Annotated in this window: 19 protein-coding genes; 11 read left to right on the top strand and 8 right to left on the bottom strand. The window is 67.2% G+C overall.

Annotated elements, in window-relative coordinates:
* Positions 1 to 36: 36 nt before the first annotated feature.
* The 4 genes from AC5P5M_RS16585 (at position 37) to AC5P5M_RS16570 (ending at position 3,625) form a co-directional block, all read left to right on the top strand.
* Positions 37 to 606, top strand: a complete 570-nt coding sequence (locus AC5P5M_RS16585) for a redox-active disulfide-containing membrane protein (RefSeq protein WP_053519489.1) — start codon at positions 37 to 39, stop codon at positions 604 to 606.
* Positions 607 to 616: 10 nt separating this feature from the next.
* Positions 617 to 1,780, top strand: a complete 1,164-nt coding sequence (locus tag AC5P5M_RS16580; RefSeq protein ID WP_053519488.1) for a COX15/CtaA family protein — start codon at positions 617 to 619, stop codon at positions 1,778 to 1,780.
* A gap of 4 nt (positions 1,781 to 1,784) precedes the next feature.
* Positions 1,785 to 2,678 (top strand): heme o synthase, encoded by an 894-nt coding sequence (gene cyoE, locus AC5P5M_RS16575; protein ID WP_053519487.1) that lies wholly within the window; start codon positions 1,785 to 1,787, stop codon positions 2,676 to 2,678.
* A gap of 140 nt (positions 2,679 to 2,818) precedes the next feature.
* Complete coding sequence (locus AC5P5M_RS16570) at positions 2,819 to 3,625, top strand: TraB/GumN family protein (RefSeq protein ID WP_253119761.1); 807 nt, start codon at positions 2,819 to 2,821, stop codon at positions 3,623 to 3,625.
* Between the two features lie 48 nt (positions 3,626 to 3,673).
* On the opposite strand, the gene AC5P5M_RS16565 is transcribed toward AC5P5M_RS16570, so the two are convergent.
* The 4 genes from AC5P5M_RS16565 to AC5P5M_RS16550 are packed head-to-tail and all read right to left on the bottom strand — an operon-like array spanning position 3,674 to position 7,928.
* Positions 3,674 to 4,645: a bile acid:sodium symporter family protein gene (locus AC5P5M_RS16565; RefSeq protein ID WP_053519485.1), complete on the bottom strand. Its 972-nt coding sequence runs from the start codon at positions 4,643 to 4,645 to the stop codon at positions 3,674 to 3,676.
* Between the two features lie 28 nt (positions 4,646 to 4,673).
* Positions 4,674 to 5,174, bottom strand: a complete 501-nt coding sequence (locus AC5P5M_RS16560; RefSeq protein WP_279942707.1) for a protein tyrosine phosphatase family protein — start codon at positions 5,172 to 5,174, stop codon at positions 4,674 to 4,676.
* A gap of 27 nt (positions 5,175 to 5,201) precedes the next feature.
* A complete protein-coding gene (gene dnaG / locus AC5P5M_RS16555; protein WP_053519483.1) occupies positions 5,202 to 6,941 on the bottom strand; it encodes a DNA primase in 1,740 nt (579 codons plus the stop codon).
* A gap of 60 nt (positions 6,942 to 7,001) precedes the next feature.
* Positions 7,002 to 7,928 (bottom strand): YihY/virulence factor BrkB family protein, encoded by a 927-nt coding sequence (locus AC5P5M_RS16550; protein WP_414487774.1) that lies wholly within the window; start codon positions 7,926 to 7,928, stop codon positions 7,002 to 7,004.
* A 212-nt stretch (positions 7,929 to 8,140) separates the two neighbouring features.
* On the opposite strand from AC5P5M_RS16550, the gene AC5P5M_RS16545 reads away from it, so the two are divergent.
* Positions 8,141 to 9,079 (top strand): hypothetical protein, encoded by a 939-nt coding sequence (locus AC5P5M_RS16545; RefSeq protein ID WP_495206163.1) that lies wholly within the window; start codon positions 8,141 to 8,143, stop codon positions 9,077 to 9,079.
* 78 nt (positions 9,080 to 9,157) lie between these two features.
* Here the strand turns inward: AC5P5M_RS16545 and AC5P5M_RS16540 are convergent, their stop codons facing one another.
* Both AC5P5M_RS16540 and rpsU read right to left on the bottom strand, forming a co-directional pair.
* Positions 9,158 to 9,604: a GatB/YqeY domain-containing protein gene (locus AC5P5M_RS16540; RefSeq protein WP_065175438.1), complete on the bottom strand. Its 447-nt coding sequence runs from the start codon at positions 9,602 to 9,604 to the stop codon at positions 9,158 to 9,160.
* Between the two features lie 133 nt (positions 9,605 to 9,737).
* Complete coding sequence (gene rpsU, locus AC5P5M_RS16535; protein ID WP_002808376.1) at positions 9,738 to 9,953, bottom strand: 30S ribosomal protein S21; 216 nt, start codon at positions 9,951 to 9,953, stop codon at positions 9,738 to 9,740.
* A gap of 167 nt (positions 9,954 to 10,120) precedes the next feature.
* Between rpsU and tsaD the strand changes: the two genes are divergently transcribed.
* From tsaD to AC5P5M_RS16510, 5 genes are all read left to right on the top strand, one after another.
* Positions 10,121 to 11,146, top strand: coding sequence for a tRNA (adenosine(37)-N6)-threonylcarbamoyltransferase complex transferase subunit TsaD (gene tsaD, locus AC5P5M_RS16530; protein WP_053519480.1), 1,026 nt, complete (start codon positions 10,121 to 10,123; stop codon positions 11,144 to 11,146).
* Positions 11,147 to 11,270: 124 nt separating this feature from the next.
* The gene (folB, locus tag AC5P5M_RS16525) at positions 11,271 to 11,624 is read left to right on the top strand and encodes a dihydroneopterin aldolase (RefSeq protein WP_053519479.1); all 354 of its coding nucleotides are present in this window, start codon (positions 11,271 to 11,273) and stop codon (positions 11,622 to 11,624) included.
* A 65-nt stretch (positions 11,625 to 11,689) separates the two neighbouring features.
* Positions 11,690 to 12,961 (top strand): mechanosensitive ion channel family protein, encoded by a 1,272-nt coding sequence (locus AC5P5M_RS16520; protein WP_065175436.1) that lies wholly within the window; start codon positions 11,690 to 11,692, stop codon positions 12,959 to 12,961.
* Positions 12,962 to 13,089: 128 nt separating this feature from the next.
* Positions 13,090 to 15,264, top strand: coding sequence for a glycoside hydrolase family 3 N-terminal domain-containing protein (locus tag AC5P5M_RS16515; protein WP_495206162.1), 2,175 nt, complete (start codon positions 13,090 to 13,092; stop codon positions 15,262 to 15,264).
* Positions 15,265 to 15,425: 161 nt separating this feature from the next.
* Entirely contained in the window at positions 15,426 to 15,941 is a 516-nt protein-coding gene (locus AC5P5M_RS16510; RefSeq protein WP_445393909.1) for a hypothetical protein, read from the top strand.
* A 45-nt stretch (positions 15,942 to 15,986) separates the two neighbouring features.
* Here AC5P5M_RS16510 and AC5P5M_RS16505 read toward each other — a convergent pair whose 3' ends face one another.
* Positions 15,987 to 17,171 carry a PQQ-dependent sugar dehydrogenase gene (locus AC5P5M_RS16505; RefSeq protein WP_164151070.1) on the bottom strand — a complete coding sequence of 395 codons (1,185 nt, stop codon included), beginning with the start codon at positions 17,169 to 17,171 and terminating at the stop codon, positions 15,987 to 15,989.
* A gap of 169 nt (positions 17,172 to 17,340) precedes the next feature.
* Between AC5P5M_RS16505 and yiaA the strand changes: the two genes are divergently transcribed.
* On the top strand, positions 17,341 to 17,790 hold the full coding sequence (yiaA, locus tag AC5P5M_RS16500; RefSeq protein WP_053519474.1) for an inner membrane protein YiaA: 450 nt from the start codon (positions 17,341 to 17,343) through the stop codon (positions 17,788 to 17,790).
* A 90-nt stretch (positions 17,791 to 17,880) separates the two neighbouring features.
* Here the strand turns inward: yiaA and AC5P5M_RS16495 are convergent, their stop codons facing one another.
* Complete coding sequence (locus tag AC5P5M_RS16495) at positions 17,881 to 18,225, bottom strand: hypothetical protein (RefSeq protein ID WP_053519473.1); 345 nt, start codon at positions 18,223 to 18,225, stop codon at positions 17,881 to 17,883.
* Between the last annotated feature and the right edge of the window lie 66 nt (positions 18,226 to 18,291).

Below are 18,291 nucleotides of genomic sequence, written 5' to 3'. Positions count from 1 at the left end.
CCGGCATCCCCTGTCCAACCATGAGAAAATGCCCGCATGAACACTGCTACATCCCCGCAGGCGCGCGGTTCCGGTCGCCGGACCCTGGTGTTGTTGTTCGCCGTGTTCTTCGGGGCAATGGCGCTGGCGGCCGTGCTGCGCTTCTCCGGATGGCAGCCTACCGGCCACCGCAACAGTGGACAGCTGCTCAAACCCCCGGTGGACCTGCGCCAGCAGCCACCGACCCTGGCCGACGGCACGGCCTATCCCTGGAATCCGGAAGCGCGCACCTGGCGCCTGCTGGTGGCACCGGCCGGTGCCTGCGACGCGCAGTGCGTCACTTTGTCGCAGGGACTGGGCAAGGTGTGGCAGCTGTTCGGCCATAACGCCGATAATGTCGAGATCCTGTGGCTGGGTCCGCCACCGGCGTCGATCGCCTCGCTGCCCGCGCTGCGGCCGCTGGCACCGTCGCCAGCGCTGCGCGCGGCCCTGCCCGGCGTCGATGATCCGGCTGGCCTGCCGGTCTACGTGATCGATCCGAACGGCTTCGTGATCATGCGCCACGCCCCGGGCAGCGACCTCGGGGGCCTGCGCAAGGACATGGCCACGTTGCTGAAACTGAAGTGAGTCCTGTTTGATGAGCCTTTCCGCGCGTCCGGCGCTGCACCGCAATTTCCACCGCCTGGCGTGGTTCGCCATGATCATGACCGCGAGCACGATCATGTTCGGTGCCTTCGTCCGTCTGTCCGATGCGGGGCTGAGCTGCCCGGACTGGCCGACCTGCTATGGCCGCGCGACCTGGCCGCAGCACATCGAGGAGACGGTTGGCCACCCGGCCGCCGATATCCGTCCGCTGGAAACGCACAAGGCCTGGCGCGAGCAGGTTCACCGCTTCCTGGCCGGCGCGCTGGGCATCGAGATCCTGACCCTGGCCCTGCTGGCCACGCGCAGGCGCCGGTTCGGAACCACGGCGGTCGTCACCGCCTGCGTGCTGGTGGCTGCCGGCATACCGTTGTACATGATGGGCTGGCATGCAACGGCCAGTGCCCTGGCCCTGAGTGGTGAGGCGATACTGCTGATTGCCGCCTTGCGCTGGAACAACATCGATCTGGCGCGCGCGGCGGTACTGACCCTGGCGGTGGTGATCTTCCAGGCCCTGCTGGGCATGTGGACGGTGACGCTGCTGCTGAAGCCGATCGTGGTGATGGGCCACCTGCTGGGCGGCATGCTGATGTTCGGCCTGCTGGTGTGGCTGGCGTGGCGGGCCACGCATCTGCCGATCACGCTGGCCGAGGCGCCCAGGCTGAAGTGGCTGCTGCGTGCCGCCGTGGTCGTGCTGGTCACCCAGATCGCACTGGGCGGCTGGGTCAGTGCCAACTATGCGGCGCTGGCCTGCGGCGGCGGCAGCGCCTCGCTGGACAACTTCCCACGCTGTGCCAACCAGTGGTGGCCGCAGCACAACTTCGTCGAAGGCTTCACCCTGTGGCGTGGCATCGGCGTGGACTACGAAGGGGGCGTGCTCGATGGCGCCTCGCGCATCGCCATCCAGCTGGCGCATCGCCTGTTCGCCATCGTGGTGGCTGCCTACCTGCTGTGGCTGGGCGTGCGTCTGTTCCGCCTGCCGAGCATGCGGGGCTGGGCGACTGCGCTGATCGTGTTGCTGGTGCTGCAGGTCACCCTCGGCATCCTCAACGTGAAGCTGGCGCTGCCGCTGGAAGTGGCGGTGGCGCACAACGGCGTGGCCGTTGCCCTGTTGTTCGTGCTGGTCAGCCTGCTGGCCCGCCTGCGTGCCCCGGACTGATCCGATGTTCTCCAATTACCGCCAGTACTGGGACCTGACCAAGCCCAAGGTCGTCGCCCTGATCGTGTTCACCGCCCTGGTGGGCATGGTCCTGGCCATTCCAGGCGTGCCCAGCTGGGAACAGGTACGCGCGGGCCTGCTCGGCTTCCTCGGCATCTGGCTGGCGGCCTCGGCTGCGGCTGCGATCAACCAGCTGCTGGATGCGCACATCGATGCGCAGATGGCGCGCACCTCGTGGCGGCCGCTGGTGGTCGGCAAGGTCAAGCCGTGGCAGGTGCTGGTGTTCGCCGGCGCGCTGATCGTGCTGTCGATGACGATCCTGGTGCTGTGGGTGAACGTGATCACCGCCGTGCTGACCTTCGCTTCGCTGATCGGTTATGCGGTGATCTATACGGTCTACCTCAAGCGTGCGACCTCGCAGAACATCGTCATCGGTGGTCTGGCCGGCGCGATGCCACCGATGCTGGGCTGGGCCGCCGTCACCGGAATGCAGGGCTCTTCGGACTGGGCGTACTCGTCGCTGCTGGTGCTGATCATCTTCATCTGGACGCCGCCGCATTTCTGGGCGCTGGCGATCTTCCGCCGCGAGGACTACGCCAAGGCGAAGATCCCGATGCTGCCGGTGACCCACGGCGTGGTGCATACCCGCAGGCAGATCATGGTGTATTCGGTGGTGCTGGCCCTGGTCTGCCTGCTGCCCTATCTGGTGGGCATGAGCGGACCGTTCTACCTGGGCGGTGCGATCGTGCTCAACGCGGTGTTCCTCTGGTATGCGTGGCGCATGCTGGATCCGCCGGATGAGCTGTTCTCGATGAAGATGTTCCAGTACTCCATCGTCTATCTGATGGCGCTGTTCGCCTTCCTGCTGATCGACCACTGGATCCTGCCCTGGTTGTAAGGCGCCACCTGTAGAGCCGAGCCCATGCTCGGCTGAGGTGGGGTGGAAGAGCAGTCGAGCGTGGGCTCGGCTCTACACTTGATCTCTTCCAGCGGCGTCGCCATTGCTGTTCCTGACCTCAAGGAAAGGAGCGAGCAGGGATGCATTCGATTTTCCGCTGGACCACAGCGCTGCTGCTGGCGCTGGGCATGGCCCTCAGTGCGCATGCCGACGACACCGTCGCGCAGATCCGCCAGTACGCCGGTGATCACCGCCTGCTGGTACTGGGCGAATTCCATGGCACGCGTGAGACGCCGGTGCTGGTGCGCCAACTGGTGGACGACTACAGCCGCAACGGCCCGGTCCTGCTGGCGCTGGAACTGCCGCGCGCCGAGAACCCCACGCTACGCGATTACCTGGCTTCCGATGGCGGGGCCGCGGTGCGCCAGCACCTGCACGGCCGCGCGTTCTGGACCGTGCGCGACGACCAGCATGATGGTCGCCGCAGCCGCGACATGCTGGCGATGATCGAAGGCCTGCGTGTGCTGAAGGCGCAGGGCCGCGCGATCGAGGTGGTCGGCTACGACGTCAACCACAGTGACGGCAGCAGCCAGGCCCGCGATGACCGCATGGCCGCCGAACTGCGGCGCCTGTACCGGCGCCTGCCCGATGGCGCACGCATGGTCGTGCTGACCGGTAATGTCCACGCCATGCTGCAGCGCCCGGCCGACGCTCCGCCGGAAATGCAGACCCAGCCGATGGCATCGGCACTGCGCGATCTGGATGTCTACAGCGTGCGGCTGGAAGCGTTGCGCGGCCACTTCTGGGGATGCATGGACCGCTGCAAGGCGTTGGCCCTGCTCGAATGGCCAGCCCGTGAGCCGGAGGTCAACACCCATGCCAGCCGAGAATACGACCTGTGGGTGTGGATGCCGCAGCTGAGCGTTGGCACGCTGGTGGATCAGTAGATCCACGCCATGCGTGGATGGTTTTCCCACAACAACCCGCGCGCCCAATCAGGACTTGCGCCGCGCATATCGCTGCGCGATCACGCCGCAGACGATCAGCTGGATCTGGTGGTAGATCATCACCGGCAGCACGATGGCACCGAGGCTGCCCCCGGCGAACAGCACCTTGGCGATCGGCACGCCAGTGGCCAGGCTCTTCTTGGAGCCGCAGAACACGATGGCGATCTCGTCCTCGCGGTTGAAGTGCAGGCGACGGGCGATGAAGGTGATCAGCGGCATGGCGATACCGAGCAGGACGGCAGCTACCACGGCCACTGCCAGCAGCGACAGCACAGGGGTCTTGCTCCAGAGCCCTTCGGTGACGGCTTCGCCGAACGCCGAATACACGACCAGCAGGATGGTGGCCTGGTCGGTGTAGCGCAGCAGCGCGCGCTGCTTCTCGACCCAGCCGGCGATCCACGGGCGCAGCAGGTGGCCGGCCACGAACGGCACCAGCAGCTGCAGCATGATGCCGCCGATCGCATGCAGCGGGTCGTGCACGCCGCCGGAGGTGCCGGCCAGCGCGGTCAACAGCAGCGGTGTGAGGAACACACCGAGGATGCTCGACAGCGATGCGCTGCAGACGGCCGCCGGCACATTGCCGCGCGCCATCGAGGTGAAGGCGATGGACGACTGCACGGTGGAGGGCAGGGTGCACAGGAACAGCACGCCCAGGTACAGCTCCGGGGTCAACAGCCAGCCCGACAGCGGCTTGAACATCAGGCCCAGCATCGGAAACAGCAGGAAGGTGCAGGCGAGAATGGTCAGATGCAGGCGCCAGTGCAGCATGCCGCCGATGATCGATTCGCGCGGCAGGCGCGCCCCGTGCAGGAAGAACAGCGCGGCGATGGCGACCGTGGTGACATCGTCCAGGACGATGGCGGCGGCGCCCTTCATCGGCAGCAGCGACGCCAGGCCGACCGTGCACAGCAGGGCCAGGGTGAAGTTGTCCGGTCGCAGGCGCGACCACCAGCGGGTCATGGGGGGCAGACTCCTTGGTGTGGAGGGTTCAGGGCGAGGTGACCGGTGTGGCCAGACGCTGGCGGGTGGCCGCTTCCAGCGACTTCAGGCCGGCGCGCTGGCCCAGCTGAAGCGCCTGTTCCGGGCTGGCATGTTCGTAGCGTGCATTGACCAGTCCGAGCACGGCACCGGCGCGGTTGCCGGACGCGCAGTGCAGCAGCACCGGCCCCTGGCTCTGCTGCAGGGCCTGGTGCACGGCGCGCACATTGGCCGCATCCAGGCCCTCGGCGCCGGCCACCGGGATGCGCACATAGCGCAGGCCCAGCGATTCGGCCGCGCGGGTTTCATCGAAACCACGGTCCTCGTCGGGCTGGCGCAGGTCGATCACGGTGCGTACGCCTTGCGCAGCCAGTTCGCGCAGGTGTGCGGCACTGGGCTGGCCGCCGGCATACAGGCCGGGGCGGGCTTCATTGAGCGGGGCATCTGCGGCCAAGGCCGCCAGCGGCAGGCAGAGGGACAGCAACAGCAGGCAGGTCAGGCGCAGCAGCATGGTCCTCTCCGTTAAAACGTTCCGCCGCTACCGGCCCAGGCTGGCGCGGGCCTTGAGCAGCTCGCGCAGTTCGTACTTGTCAGTATCGTCCAGTCCCTGCTGCCGCTGCTTTGCCAACAGCTCTTCCAGACGTTGCTGCAACAGTTGTTTCTCCAGCTGGGCCACGGCGTCGTGCAGTTCCTGGGTCCAGATCGCTTCGCTGCCGGGCAGGGTCTGGGCGGCCAGCGTGTGCAGCGAGGCCTGCTCCTCACGCCCGTCGAAATGCTCCAGCAGCGCGCCGGTGCTGATATCGGGACGCTGTTCGACCAGCGCCAGCAGCTCCAGCAGCAGCTCCACACCCGGCAGGCGCAGGCCCTGGAAGTGATGCTTGCCGCCCAGGGTCAGCGCCAGCGACGGCTGCTGCAGCAGCACGGCGATCGCACCCCGCACCAGGCTGCGCTTGGCCACCGGCTGGATCGACCGTGCCGGAGGGCGCTGCGGCATCGCCGTGCGGGTATTCTGCGTGGCCGCACCGAGCCCGGTCAGCTGCGCCAGCTGCTGCTTCATCAGGTCACCGAACGCGCCATCGGGAATCTGCGCCAGCATCGGTCTGGCCCGCTCGGCCAGGCGTGCCCGGCCGTCCAGCGTGCCCATGTTGATCTCGCGGGTCAGCTCGTCGAAGAAGAACTGCGATAGCGGCGTGGCCTGCTTCAGGCGTTCGTTGAAGGCCTCAGCGCCTTCCTTGCGCACGATGGTGTCCGGGTCCTCGCCGTCGGGCAGGAACAGGAAGAAGGCCTGGCGGCCGTCCTTCATGCGCGGCAGCACCGACTCCAGTGCCTTCCAGCCGGCGCGGCGGCCGGCGGCATCGCCATCGAAGCAGAAGAACACGTCCGGTGCGTTTCGGAACAGCAGCTCGGCATGGTCGGGCGTGGTCGCGGTGCCCAGCGTCGCCACCGCCTGGGTGACGCCGAACTGGAACAGCGAGACCACGTCCATGTAACCCTCGACCACGATCAGCCGCTCGATCTTCTGGTTCGCCTGGCGCACCTGCCACAGGCCGTACAGTTCGCGGCCCTTGTGGAACAGCGCGGTTTCGGGCGAATTGAGGTACTTGGGACCGTCGTCCTTCTCGAACACCCGGCCACCGAAGGCGATCACCCGTCCACGGCGGTCGAAGATCGGGAACATCACCCGGTCGCGGAACTTGTCGTAGACGTGCCCCCGGTCGTTCTTGGAGAACAGGCCGGCACGGTCGAGCAGCTTCATCCGCCGCTCGTCCTTGCCCAGCGCATCGCGCAGGCCGCTGTAGCCGTCGGGCGCATAGCCGATCTGGAAGCGGGCGCGGTTCTGTTCGTCCACGCCACGGCCGTCAAGGTAGGCGCGGGCCTTGTCGCTGCCCTCCAGGTTCTTCTGGAAGAAGCGCGCCGCTGCATCCAGTGCCGAATAGAGTTCGCGGCTGTCGTCCTGCTGCTGGGCGCTGCGCGGGTTCTCGCTGCGTGGCACGTCCATGCCGGCGCGCTTGGCCAGCTCATCCACCGCGTCGAGGAACTCAAGGCGGTCGTAGTTCATCAGGAAGCTGATTGCGGTGCCGTGCGCACCGCAGCCGAAGCAGTGATAGAACTGCTTGGTCGGCGAGACGGTGAACGAGGCCGAGCGCTCGTCATGGAACGGGCAGCGTGCCGCGTACTCCTTGCCCTGTCGCTTCAACGGCACGCGGCTGCCCACCACCTCGACGATGTCGGTGCGGGCCAGCAGGTCGTCGATGAAAGCGTCGGGGATACGGGCCATGGGCAGCAGGGCAGGGCGCGGCCGCTGGGGCGCGCAGCAGGGGCGGCAGGTCCCCCTAGTTTACTCGCTGGCGATGGTCGGGCCGGCCTGTTGTTCGCTGCTGCCGCCGGCGCTGGCGGCAGCCCGCTGTGCCCGGGCACTCAGGCGCTCGTCGATCACCGCGGTCATCAGGGCGCCGACGAAGAACACCGCGGTAGCGTAGTAGATCCAGACCAGCGCGATCACCAGGGCGCCCATCGAACCGTAGGCGCTGCCGGGTGCCACGGTGGCGATGTAGACGCCGATGCCGTAGCGCCCCAGGGCGAACAGGAGCGAGGTGATGGCCCCGCCGATGAAGGCCTGGCGCCAGGCTACGCGACGGTCGGGCAGATAGTGGTAGAGGAAGGCGAAGGCCAGCGTGTACAGCAGCAGCGTGGTCACGTAACCGATGGCCGGCAACACCGATGGCAGCTGCGCGAATACCACCTGCAGGGCGGTGGTGGCGGTCATCGACAGGATCAGCAGGAAGCCCAGCGCCAGCACCACGCCGAAGGAGAACACGCGCTTGCGCAGCCAGGCCTGGACGCCTTCCAGGCGCTGGCCGCTGGTATGGAAGATGCGGTTGAGTGCGTTCTGCAGCTGTGCGAACACGGCGGTGGCGCCGACGAACAGCAGCAGGGTGCTCCACAACCCGGCCAGCGAGCCCATGCTCGGCTGGCTGTTGGCGTTGTGCAGCACGGTATCGGCCACGCTGGCCACGCTGCTGCCGGCCACCGAGCCGATCTGGCTGATCAGCGCCTGCTGCGCGGGCGGGTACAGCGAGGCGGTCAACCACAGCAGCAGCACCAGCAACGGCGCCATCGACAGCAGGGAATAGAACGAAACCGATGCGGCCTGGGTCAGGACGTCGATTTCGACGAAGCGCTTGGCCACGGCCATCGGGAAGCTGTCCTGCAGCTTCTCCAGGCGCGATCGGACGATGGGCAGGAAGGTGCGGGGATGCGACATCTACGGCGTCGGCTGGAGCGGTACAGGCTTCCTTTTCTAGCAGATGCCGGCGTTGCGGCAGGTGAAGTGGAAGCGCGGTCGCAGAATGCAGCGAAGTCCGCGTTATCCTTCTGCCCGGACCGAGGGCGCGCTGGGGCTGCCGCCGCGGTATCCGGGCCCACCGCCGGTGTGCGGGGCCACGACAATCCAACTTCTCTGCAAAAGGACGCGTTATGAAAGGGATGGTCTGCACCACGATGGTGTTGCTGCTGGCGACGAGCGGTTCGGCCGCTGCGGCGTCCACGGCCTGCGAAAAGGCCTTCAAGACGGTAGGGGATCCGCGCAATGGCGCGATGTACATGGCCGACCTGACGGTGCCCGGTCTGAAGGTGCAGAGTGCACTGGACCAGCTTCGCAAGATCGGTGCCGATGACCAGTTCGAGGTGGGCGGCCAGCTGGTGGAAGGCGATACCGGCAACCAGTACCTGATCCAGACCAAGGGCCTGCGCACGCCGCTGGTGCTGATCGGCACCGCCGACCGCAGCGGCCGGGTCACCCTGGCCACCAAGCTGGCCCGCGGCCAGACCATCGCCCAGGAGGATGCCCGCAAGTCGATGTGCGACATGCTCGACAAGGTCAAGGGGGGCAGCCAGGGGGACGCGCTGGCCGCCGCTGCGCGCGCGCAGTATCCGACTTCCGTGGCGGAGGACGTGACCGCGCCGGACCTGTCCAAGAAGATGGGCAAGGAGGTGCGCGATACGATGGCGGCCTACAACGCTGCGGGCAGCTTCAAGGACCTGCTGCTGGGCACCACCACCAACAAGGAAGACCTGGGCGACCGTTCGGCCACCTTCCTGCCGGTGTATGCCAAGTACATCGGTCGCCGCTACCGGATCGACGGCCAGATCTACACGGTCAACTCGAACAGCTACTCCAGCCGTCCGGGTGAGGTCGGATCGATCAACTACCTGGTGACGCCGACCCGTGGCCTGTTGCGGATCCGCCAGAATGACACCTTCAACAACAACAACTACACCATCCGTTGCGAATTCGCTCCGGACCAGGCGGCCAACTTCGCCATGCTGCGCGAGCGCGACTGGGCCAAGCTGGAAGGCGAGGTCAGCGCGGTGGAAGGCAGTTCCATGACCCTGCGCAACTGCCGCCAGGTGTAAGCGCTGGCCTGGCCGCTGCAGCAATGACAAGGCCCGCGTGAAGCGGGCCTTGTCGTGTCCGGCAGGGGCGGTGGCGGATCAGCCAGCCAGGGCCTGCTTGACCAGCTTGGACACCACGCCCATGTCGGCCTGACCGGCGAGCCTCGGCTTCAGCGCCCCCATCAGCTTGCCCATGTCGGCCGGGCCGGTGGCACCGGTTTCGGCAATGGCGGCCTGGATGGCGGCGGCGATCTCGGCCTCACCCATCTTGGCGGGCAGGTAGGCCTCGATGACCACGATCTCGGCACGCTCGATCGCGGCCAGGTCTTCACGGTTGGCCGCTTCGTACTGGCTGACCGAGTCCTTGCGCTGCTTGACCATCTTGTCCAGCACGGCGATCACGGCGGTGTCGTCGAGCTCGATACGCTCGTCCACTTCCTTCTGCTTGATCGCGGCGTTGATCAGGCGGATCACGCCCAGCTTGTCCTTCTCGCCCGCCTTCATGGCGGCCTTCATGTCATCGGTGAGCTGCTGCTTCATGCTCATGGGAGACCTCGTGGTGGTAGTGGGGCAGGGCGGTTGCCCGGGCCCGGAAACGCAAAAAGCCGGCGACGCTCGCGCGTGCCGGCTTCGGCTTCACCGCGGAAGGACGAACCCGCCGCAATGAAGATGCGTCCGATCAGTACAGGCGCTGACGCTTGGTGACGTCGCGCGACGAGCGGCGCAGCTGACGCTTCACAGCAGCGGCGGCCTTGCGCTTGCGCTCCTGGGTCGGCTTTTCGTAGAACTCGCGCTTGCGGGTTTCGGCCAGCACACCGGCCTTTTCGCAAGTGCGCTTGAAGCGGCGAAGAGCAAACTCGAAGGGCTCGTTCTCGCGGACTTTGACGCTGGGCATGGAATCTCCGGGACACAGTAGAACCGGGTCACGCCCGGCGAGCCGCACATTATAGCGGCGAATCAACAAACTGCAAGCACGCAAGCCTGAATGCGGGCCAGCAATACGGATGCAGTGGGATCTGCACGTCACCCCGAGGGGGCGGCAGGGGCGTCATAATAGCAGGCATGCGAGTCCTTGGCATCGAATCTTCCTGTGATGAGACCGGCGTGGCGGTGTACGACACCGACCTGACCGGCAGCGCGGCCCTGCGCGCCCATGCGGTCTACAGCCAGATCGCCCTGCACGCCGAGTACGGCGGTGTGGTGCCCGAGCTGGCCAGCCGTGACCACGTGCGCAAGCTGCTGCCGCTGGTCCGGCAGACCCTGGCCGAGGCGGGCCTGGGCGTGGACGACATCGATGGCGTGGCTTATACCGCTGGCCCCGGGCTGGTCGGTGCGCTGCTGGTCGGTGCCGGGGTGGCCCGTGCCCTGGCCTGGGCACTGGAGGTGCCGGCCGTGGGCGTGCACCACATGGAAGGGCACCTGCTGGCGCCCTTGATGGAGGACGATCCGCCGCAGGCCCCGTTCGTGGCCCTGCTGGTGTCCGGTGGCCACACCCAGCTGGTGGCGGTCGATGCCATCGGCCGCTACCGCCTGCTGGGCGAGACCCTGGACGATGCGGCCGGCGAAGCCTTCGACAAGACTGCCAAACTGATGGGGCTGCCCTATCCCGGCGGCCCGCAGCTGGCCAAGCTGGCCGAACAGGGCACCCCGGGGGCCTACCGTTTCGCGCGGCCGATGACCGATCGCCCGGGTCTGGATTTCAGCTTCTCCGGCCTGAAGACCCAGGTGCTGATGGCCTGGCGTGACAGCGACCAGAGCGACCAGACCCGCGCCGACATCGCGCGCGGTTTCGAGGATGCGGTGGTGGAGACCCTGTCGATCAAGTGCGAACGCGCGCTGGAAGCAGCCGGCACCAATGTGATCGTGGTGGCCGGCGGTGTCGGTGCCAATACGCGGCTGCGTGCCCGCCTGCAGCAGATGGCCGAACGCCTCGGGGGGCGTGCCTGCTTCCCGCGGCCGGCGCTGTGCACCGACAACGGCGCGATGATCGCTTTCGCCGGCGCCCTGCGCCTGCAGGCCGGGCAGCACAACCCGCCGAACGTTGACGTGACCCCGCGCTGGGACATGGCGACGCTGCCCGCGGTGTGACCCGCGGCGCACCCATCCACACAGGCTGCGACCGTAGCGGCGGACGTGCCGGGATCCGGTCGTTTCAGGCAGTGGTGGTTCCGTGCCGTTACCATGACCGTCTGTTTTCCGGCTGGTAACCGCAATGGACAAGGTTTTCATCGAGGGGCTGACGATCGACGCCCTGATCGGCATCTACGATTGGGAACGGCGGATCCGGCAGGACCTGGTGTTCGACCTGGAGATGGGTTTCGACAACCGGCGCCCGGCAGCGACCGACGATATCGCCCATACCCTCAACTACAAGGCGGTCAGCAAGCGGCTGGAGCAGTTCGTGCGCGAATCGGAGTTCGGCCTGGTCGAGACCCTGGCCGAGCGTTGCGCGCAGATCGTGCTCGACGAGTTCGATGTGCGCTGGCTGCGGCTGAAGCTGAGCAAGCCGGGAGCGGTGCGCGGCGCGCGCGCGGTCGGCGTGATCATCGAGCGCGAACGCGGCTGAAACAGCAGCGTCGGCCGGCGGCCGGCAACTTCTTCATGCGAAATGACTGAAACAGGAGACGACTGATGGTGGATGCGGTGGTGGCGGTACAGTGGATGGAGCGGCTGCAGAACACACTGGAACCCTATCCCGGCGCCTACCTGGCGTTGATGATTTCGGCCCTGCTGCTCGCGGCGGGCCTGGCCAACTGGGTGACCAAGCGCATCCTGGTGCGCGGCCTGCGCCGTCTGCTGCAGCGCCTGCCCGGTGCCGAATCCGGGCGTGGCAGCCATCTGATGCGGGTCATCTCGCGGTTGTCCAACGTGGTGCCCAGCCAGGTGATCGCCTCTGGCATCACCCTCATTCCCGATCTGCCGCCCGGGCTGGTCAGCGTCATCGTCAAGCTGTGCATCGTGTGGGCGGTGCTGACCGTCTCGCTGGCCTTCTCGCATGCGCTGGATGCGGCCAACAGCCTGTACGAGCGCAAGCCGGATGCGCGCAACAAGCCGATCAAGGGCTACCTGCAGGTGGTCAAGATCGTGATCTTCGTGGCGGCCGGCCTGGCGATCATCTCCACCCTGCTGGGCGTGGCGCTGGGCCCGCTGGTGACCGGCCTGGGTGCGGCCACGGCCGTGCTGATGCTGATCTTCCAGGACACCATCCTCTCGCTGGTGGCCAGCGTGCAGATCAGTGGCGATGGCCGCGTGCGCATCGGCGACTGGATCGAGATGCCGAGCCAGAACGCCGATGGTGATGTCATCGACATCGCCCTGCACACCATCACCGTGCAGAACTTCGACAAGACCATCACCACCATCCCGACCAAGAAGCTGGTGACCGAGTCGTTCAAGAACTGGCGCGGCATGCAGGAGGCCGGTGGCCGTCGCATCAAGCGCGCGCTGTACCTGGACCAGCACAGCGTCGGCTTCCTGGACGAGGGCGACCTGGCCTTCCTCGGTGAGTTCGCCCTGCTGCGCGACTACCTGCGCGACAAGGAGCAGGAGCTGGGGCAGTGGAACGGGCGCCTGCGCGAACAGGGCGTGGCGGACGTGAACAGCCGCCGGGTGACCAATCTGGGCACGTTCCGGGCCTATGTGGAGCGCTACCTGCGCAGCCACCCGGGTATCCACACCGACATGACCCTGCTGGTGCGACAGCTGCAACCGACCACCGAGGGCCTGCCGCTGGAGCTGTACTGCTTCACCCGCACTACCGCCTGGGCGGAGTACGAGGCCGTGCAGTCGGACATTTTCGACCATCTGCTGGCGATCCTGCCGGCCTTCGGCCTGAGGGTGTTCCAGGCGTCCAGCGACGCCATGTTGATGGCCGGGCAGCGCCAGTCGGCCCGCTCGGAGTAAGCTGCCGTGCCGCCCGCGGGACCGTACGGACCCCGCTGGTGGATGAAACTGAATGCCGAAACCTCTCGCCAAATGGCCCGGGATCGCTAGAATGCCGGGCTTGTAAACGTTTTCATCAAGGACTGCCGGTGGCCTCCGAACGCATCGAATCCCTCATTGCCCAGATGACCGTCGAGGAAAAGGTCGGCCAGCTGGGTGTTTTCGCGGACATGGTCCGCCCGTTCGCCCCGGACGTGAACCCGGAAGCCAACGTGCGCAATGCCGACCAAGTGCTGCAGCAGGTGCGCGAGGGCAAGGTCGGCTCGCTGTTCAACGGGGTGGGCGCCGAACTGGGCCGCCGCATCCAGCAGGTCGCGACCGAGGAGAGCCGGCTGGGCATCCCGGTCATCCTCGCTGCCGACGTCATCCACGGCATGCGCACCGTGTTCCCGATCCCGCTGGGCGAGGCCGCCAGCTTCGAGCCGGACCTGGCCGAGCGCACCGCCCGCGCCACTGCGGTCGAGGCCACCGCCGCCGGCCTGCACTGGACCTATGCGCCTGCCGTGGACATCGCCCGCGACCAGCGCTGGGGCCGTGGCGCCGAAGGCGCAGGCGAGGACGTGGTGCTGGGCTGTGCCTTCGCCGCCGCCCGTGTGCGCGGCTTCCAGGGCAGCGACCTGCGTGCCGCCGATTCGCTGCTGGCCACGCCCAAGCATTTCGCCGCCTATGGCGCGGTGATGGCCGGCATGGAATACAACATGGTGGACATCTCGCCGCAGACCCTGCGCGACGTGCACCTGCCGCCGTTCAAGGCGGCCTTCGATGCCGGTGCGATCACGGTGATGTCCTCGTTCAACGACATCAACGGCGTGCCGGCCAGCGCCAATGCAGAACTGCTCACCGACATCCTGCGTGGCGAGTGGAAGTTCCCGGGTGTGGTGATCTCCGATTACACCGCCGACATGGAACTGGTGGCGCACGGCTACGCCGCCAATGACCGCGACGCCACCGCCAAGGCCTTCACCGCAGGCCTGGACCTGAGCATGCAGAGCGGCTTCTATGCCGAGCACCTGCCAGGCCTGGTGGAAAGCGGCGAGGTGCCGATGGCGGTGCTGGATGAGGGCGTGCGCCGCATCCTGTGGCTGAAGGAAACCATCGGCCTGTTCGACGACCCGTACCGGTCGCTGGACCCGGCCCGCGAAGCGGACGACTCGCACATCGCCGCACATGATGAGCTCTCGCGCGATGCCGCGCGCCGTTCGATCGTGCTGCTGAACAACCGTGACAACGTGCTGCCGCTGCAGAAGACCGGGCAGAAGATCGCGCTGATCGGCCCGTTCGTGCAGGACCGCGAAAACATCGAAGGCTGCTGGACCCTGTTCGGCGACAAGCAGCGTTATGTGGACCTGGAAACCGGTGTGCGTGCCGCCATCGGTGACGCGTCGCTGCTGGAGATCGTGCCCGGTTGCGATCTGGAAACCGCGATCCCCGGGGGCACCGAAGCCGCCGTGGCGGCTGCGCTGCGTGCCGACGTGGTGGTGTTGGCGCTGGGCGAGCCGCAGCGCTACAGCGGCGAAGCGCAGTCGCGCGTGGAGATCACCTTGCCGCCGGCGCAGCAGGCACTGGCCGAGGCGGTGGCAATGACCGGCAAGCCGCTGGTGGTGCTGCTGCGCAATGGCCGCGCGCTGGCCCTGCAAGGTGCGGTGCGCAATGCGCAGGCCGTGGCGGTCACCTGGTACCTGGGCACGCAGACCGGTCATGCGGTGGCCGATGTGCTGTTCGGCGACTACAGCCCGTCCGGCCGCCTGCCGGTCAGCTTCCCGCAGGTGTCCGGCCAGCAACCGTACTTCTACAACCATCCGCGTACCGGCCGCCCCGAACTGCCGACGATGTCGGAGTTCAAGGCACGCTGGCGCGAGATTCCCAACGAGCCGCTGTATCCGTTCGGTCATGGCATCGGCTACACCACCTTCGCCTATGGCGTGCCGCAGCTCAGCACGGCACAGCTGGGCTGGGACGACACCCTGACCATCACCACCACGCTGACCAACACCGGTACCGTGGCCGGCGAGGAAGTGGTGCAGCTGTACATCCATGACCGCGTGGCCAGCCGCGTGCGGCCGGTGCGCGAGCTGAAGGACTTCCGCAAGATCGCACTGCAGCCGGGCGAATCCACCGATGTGGTGTTCACCCTGCATCGCGAGCAGTTGGCGTTCACCGGCCGCGATGGCGTGCTGCGTGCCGAGCCGGGCCTGTTCGAGCTGTGGGTGTGCGCGTCGTCAGCGGCTGGCGAGCCGGTGCAGTTCGAACTGCTGAAGGGCTGAACGGGAACGGTAGCGCCGGGCCATGCCCGGCGTCGTCACCCACACTCCGGGCATGGCCCGGCGCTACCATCGCGGTGGGTGTGCGCGTCGTCACCCATGGCAAACACGCCGGGCCTGACCCGGCGCTACCATCGGGGTTCGTGATCCGATGGAGCCCGACCATGCGCAAGAGTGCTTTCCTTGCCCCCGCGCTGCTGCTGGCAGCCTGTGCACAGCCGGCGCCGCCGACCGCACCGGAGGCAACGCCCGCTGCCGCACCGCCGGCCGAACCCGTGCAGGCAGCACCGGCAGCACCTGCGGCACCCGCGAGCGAACAGACCGAAGATGCGCGCGCGCGCATCGAGACACTGCTCGGTGATGCGGCGCAGTACGAGAAGGTCTTCGATGCCTTCAGAACGGCGGTGGTCGGCGGTGATCGCGCGGCGGTCGTCGAGGAAATACGTTTCCCGTTGAACATCAGCGGCGGAAAGACGATCGCCGGACCGGGCGAATTTCAGCGCAGCTACGAGAAGATCATCACGCCGGCCGTGGTCAAGGCGGTGTCCGCACAGGATTTCGGCAAGGTGTTCGTCAACCAGCAGGGCGTGATGATCGGCGATGGCCAGGTGTGGTTGAGCGGCCAGTGCCTTGATGCGGCCTGCACCCGGACCGAAGTGAAGGTCATCACCATCCAGTGAGCGTGCGGGGTGACGGGCTCTGGCCCGCCACCCTGCGTTACCTGATCAGGTCTTCGGCGTGAGCTTGAGCAGGCGCGCCTTGCTACCATCTTCAAGCAGCCACAGCGCGCCATCGGGCCCCTGTTCCACTTCACGGATGCGCTCACCCATGTTGAAACGTTCCGCCTCGCGCGCGTTGTCGCCCTCGAAGGCTACGCGCACCAGTGATGTGGAGGACAGGCCGCCGATGAAGCCGCTGCCCTTCCACTGCGGGAACAGGGTGCCGCTGTAGATGACGAAGCCCGCAGGCGAGATGACCGGCGTCCAGGTCACCTTCGGCGCGGCGAACTCCGGGCGCGTGTCATGGTCGGGAATCGGCCGGCCGTCGTAGTGGTCGCCGTTGGAGACCACCGGGTAGCCGTAGTTGGCGCCCCGCACGATCAGGTTCAGCTCGTCTCCGCCCGCCGGCCCCATCTCATGCGCCCACAGCTTGCCGTTGGCATCGAAGGCCATGCCCAGGATGTTGCGATGGCCGAGCGACCACACCTGCGCAGCCACGCCGCCCTGTGACGCGAACGGATTATCCGCCGGCAGGCTGCCGTCGTCGTTGAGGCGGATGATCTTGCCGAGGTTGCCGCCCATGTCCTGCGCGGGGTCGAACTTCTGCCGTTCGCTGGAGCTGATCCAGAGCTTGCCGTCCGGACCGAATACCAGGCGATGGCCGTAGTGGCCCTGCCCGCTGACCTTCGGTGTCTGCCGCCAGATCACCTTCAGATCCTTGAGCTGGCCACCGCCGTCGGCGTCCAGGGCGAGCGTGGCGCGGGCCACCGCGGCGCCGCGGGTATCCAGCGTGCCTTCCTCGGCATAGCTGAGGTAGATCACCTGGTTGCGGGCAAAGTCCGGGTGCAGGATGACGTCGCCGAAGCCGCCTTGGCCACCATAGGCGACCTTCGGTACGCCGGTGATCTCATGCTTCTGGCCGCTTGCCACGTCCAGGTGCTGCAGCTTGCCGCGCTTTTCGGTGACCAGCAGACTGCCATCGGGCAGGAAGGTCATTGCCCACGGTTGATCGAAACGGCTGACTTCCGTGGCGGTGAACGGCCGCTGGTCGGTTGCGGCCGCAGCCGCAGCCGGTGCAGCAGCGGTGGCGGCAGTACCGGCCGTAGCGGATGCAGGATCGGCGGCGTTGCAGGCAGTGGTGGCGAGAATCGGCGCCAGGCCGAGGGCAAGCAGCAGGGGCGTGCGGGTCATGGGAATCTCCAGGGCGGGGATGCGGATGGCCAAGCGTTCCCTTGTATACCACTGCGGGTGTGACCGTCGTGGCCCGAAGGTCCTGCTACCCCCTGTGCGACGTGGGGCGGATCGTCTAGGGTGGGCACGCCCGGGCAATGCATGCCCGTCTGTCTGCCAAGGATCTGCAATGCACACTGTTCCGACCCACAAGCCATCTCCCGCCTTCGTCGCCGCTTCGTGGGTGGCGCTGCTGCTTGGCGCGGTGGCTTATCTGATCGGCCTGTTCAACGCCGAAATGGCCCTGAACGAGAAGGGCTACTACCTGGCGTTGCTGCTTTATGGCCTGTTCGCGGCGGTATCGCTGCAGAAGAGCGTGCGCGACCGCGTGGAGGGCATCCCGGTCAGCGGCCTGTACTACGCGCTGTGCTGGTTCGCCCTGCTGTCGGCGCTGCTGCTGTTGCTGGTGGGCCTGTGGAATGCCACGTTGCTGTTGAGCGAGAAGGGCTTCTACGCCATGGCCTTCGCACTTGCGCTGTTCGGCGCGGTCGCGGTGCAGAAGAACACCCGCGACCTGATCGCCGCCAACGGCGGCAATGCACGCGGTCAGGCCGTGCCGCCGCTGCCGGAACACGACTGACGCCCGGATTGCGCAGAGCCGGGACCAGCCCGGCTCTGCCGCAGTGCCGAAGGACAGCCGGGCATGGACCGGCCGCAGCGGGGCGTGCCCTCAGGTGCCGCGCGGTACGCCCCGGTCCAGGCGCTGGTCGAGGTTGACCGCTTCTTCCCAGCCGCGGCGGACGGCGTTGCGGGCCTGCGCCCATTCCAGCCGGCTCTTGCCGCGCTCGCTCGCCCAGCGGGACTCGAGTTCGGCCTCCACCTCTTCGTACGCGCGGATCATGTCCTGCGCACGGGCAGCGTGGCCGATGCGATAGGCCGGCTCGTAGTCCTCGAAGAACAGCTGGTTGTCGTAATAGGGTTCCGCGGTGTAACGCTCGCGCCAGAAGTCGGAAACGGCCTGGCGCGGTGCGCTGTCATCCGGCACGCGGCCGGGGATCTGGTACTCGGGGCTCATCGATCGGGCTCCGTGGTGGATGAGCTTCGATCATGCCGCCAGGGCGGTTAACAGTCCGGTCCGCTC

Source organism: Stenotrophomonas sp. YJH_SMC_106-19 (genome assembly GCF_059368375.1).
This window is presented reverse-complemented; position numbering and strand designations above follow the sequence as displayed.

Bases quoted from the DNA above. Each gene is read 5' to 3' on its own strand.
- AC5P5M_RS16580 (WP_053519488.1), top strand. From the start codon at position 617: ATGAGCCTTTCCGCGCGTCCGGCGCTGCACCGCAATTTCCACCGCCTG.
- AC5P5M_RS16560 (WP_279942707.1), bottom strand. From the start codon at position 5,174: ATGCTGCTGCGCCTGACCTGCCTGCTGTTGCTGTCCCTCTGCCTGCCG.
- tsaD (WP_053519480.1), top strand. From the start codon at position 10,121: ATGCGAGTCCTTGGCATCGAATCTTCCTGTGATGAGACCGGCGTGGCG.
- dnaG (WP_053519483.1), bottom strand. From the start codon at position 6,941: ATGGCCCGTATCCCCGACGCTTTCATCGACGACCTGCTGGCCCGCACC.
- AC5P5M_RS16495 (WP_053519473.1), bottom strand. From the start codon at position 18,225: ATGAGCCCCGAGTACCAGATCCCCGGCCGCGTGCCGGATGACAGCGCA.
- AC5P5M_RS16550 (WP_414487774.1), bottom strand. From the start codon at position 7,928: ATGTCGCATCCCCGCACCTTCCTGCCCATCGTCCGATCGCGCCTGGAG.
- cyoE (WP_053519487.1), top strand. From the start codon at position 1,785: ATGTTCTCCAATTACCGCCAGTACTGGGACCTGACCAAGCCCAAGGTC.
- AC5P5M_RS16540 (WP_065175438.1), bottom strand. From the start codon at position 9,604: ATGAGCATGAAGCAGCAGCTCACCGATGACATGAAGGCCGCCATGAAG.
- AC5P5M_RS16565 (WP_053519485.1), bottom strand. From the start codon at position 4,645: ATGACCCGCTGGTGGTCGCGCCTGCGACCGGACAACTTCACCCTGGCC.
- AC5P5M_RS16510 (WP_445393909.1), top strand. From the start codon at position 15,426: ATGCGCAAGAGTGCTTTCCTTGCCCCCGCGCTGCTGCTGGCAGCCTGT.
- rpsU (WP_002808376.1), bottom strand. From the start codon at position 9,953: ATGCCCAGCGTCAAAGTCCGCGAGAACGAGCCCTTCGAGTTTGCTCTT.
- AC5P5M_RS16570 (WP_253119761.1), top strand. From the start codon at position 2,819: ATGCATTCGATTTTCCGCTGGACCACAGCGCTGCTGCTGGCGCTGGGC.
- yiaA (WP_053519474.1), top strand. From the start codon at position 17,341: ATGCACACTGTTCCGACCCACAAGCCATCTCCCGCCTTCGTCGCCGCT.
- AC5P5M_RS16545 (WP_495206163.1), top strand. From the start codon at position 8,141: ATGAAAGGGATGGTCTGCACCACGATGGTGTTGCTGCTGGCGACGAGC.
- AC5P5M_RS16520 (WP_065175436.1), top strand. From the start codon at position 11,690: ATGGTGGATGCGGTGGTGGCGGTACAGTGGATGGAGCGGCTGCAGAAC.
- AC5P5M_RS16585 (WP_053519489.1), top strand. From the start codon at position 37: ATGAACACTGCTACATCCCCGCAGGCGCGCGGTTCCGGTCGCCGGACC.
- folB (WP_053519479.1), top strand. From the start codon at position 11,271: ATGGACAAGGTTTTCATCGAGGGGCTGACGATCGACGCCCTGATCGGC.
- AC5P5M_RS16505 (WP_164151070.1), bottom strand. From the start codon at position 17,171: ATGACCCGCACGCCCCTGCTGCTTGCCCTCGGCCTGGCGCCGATTCTC.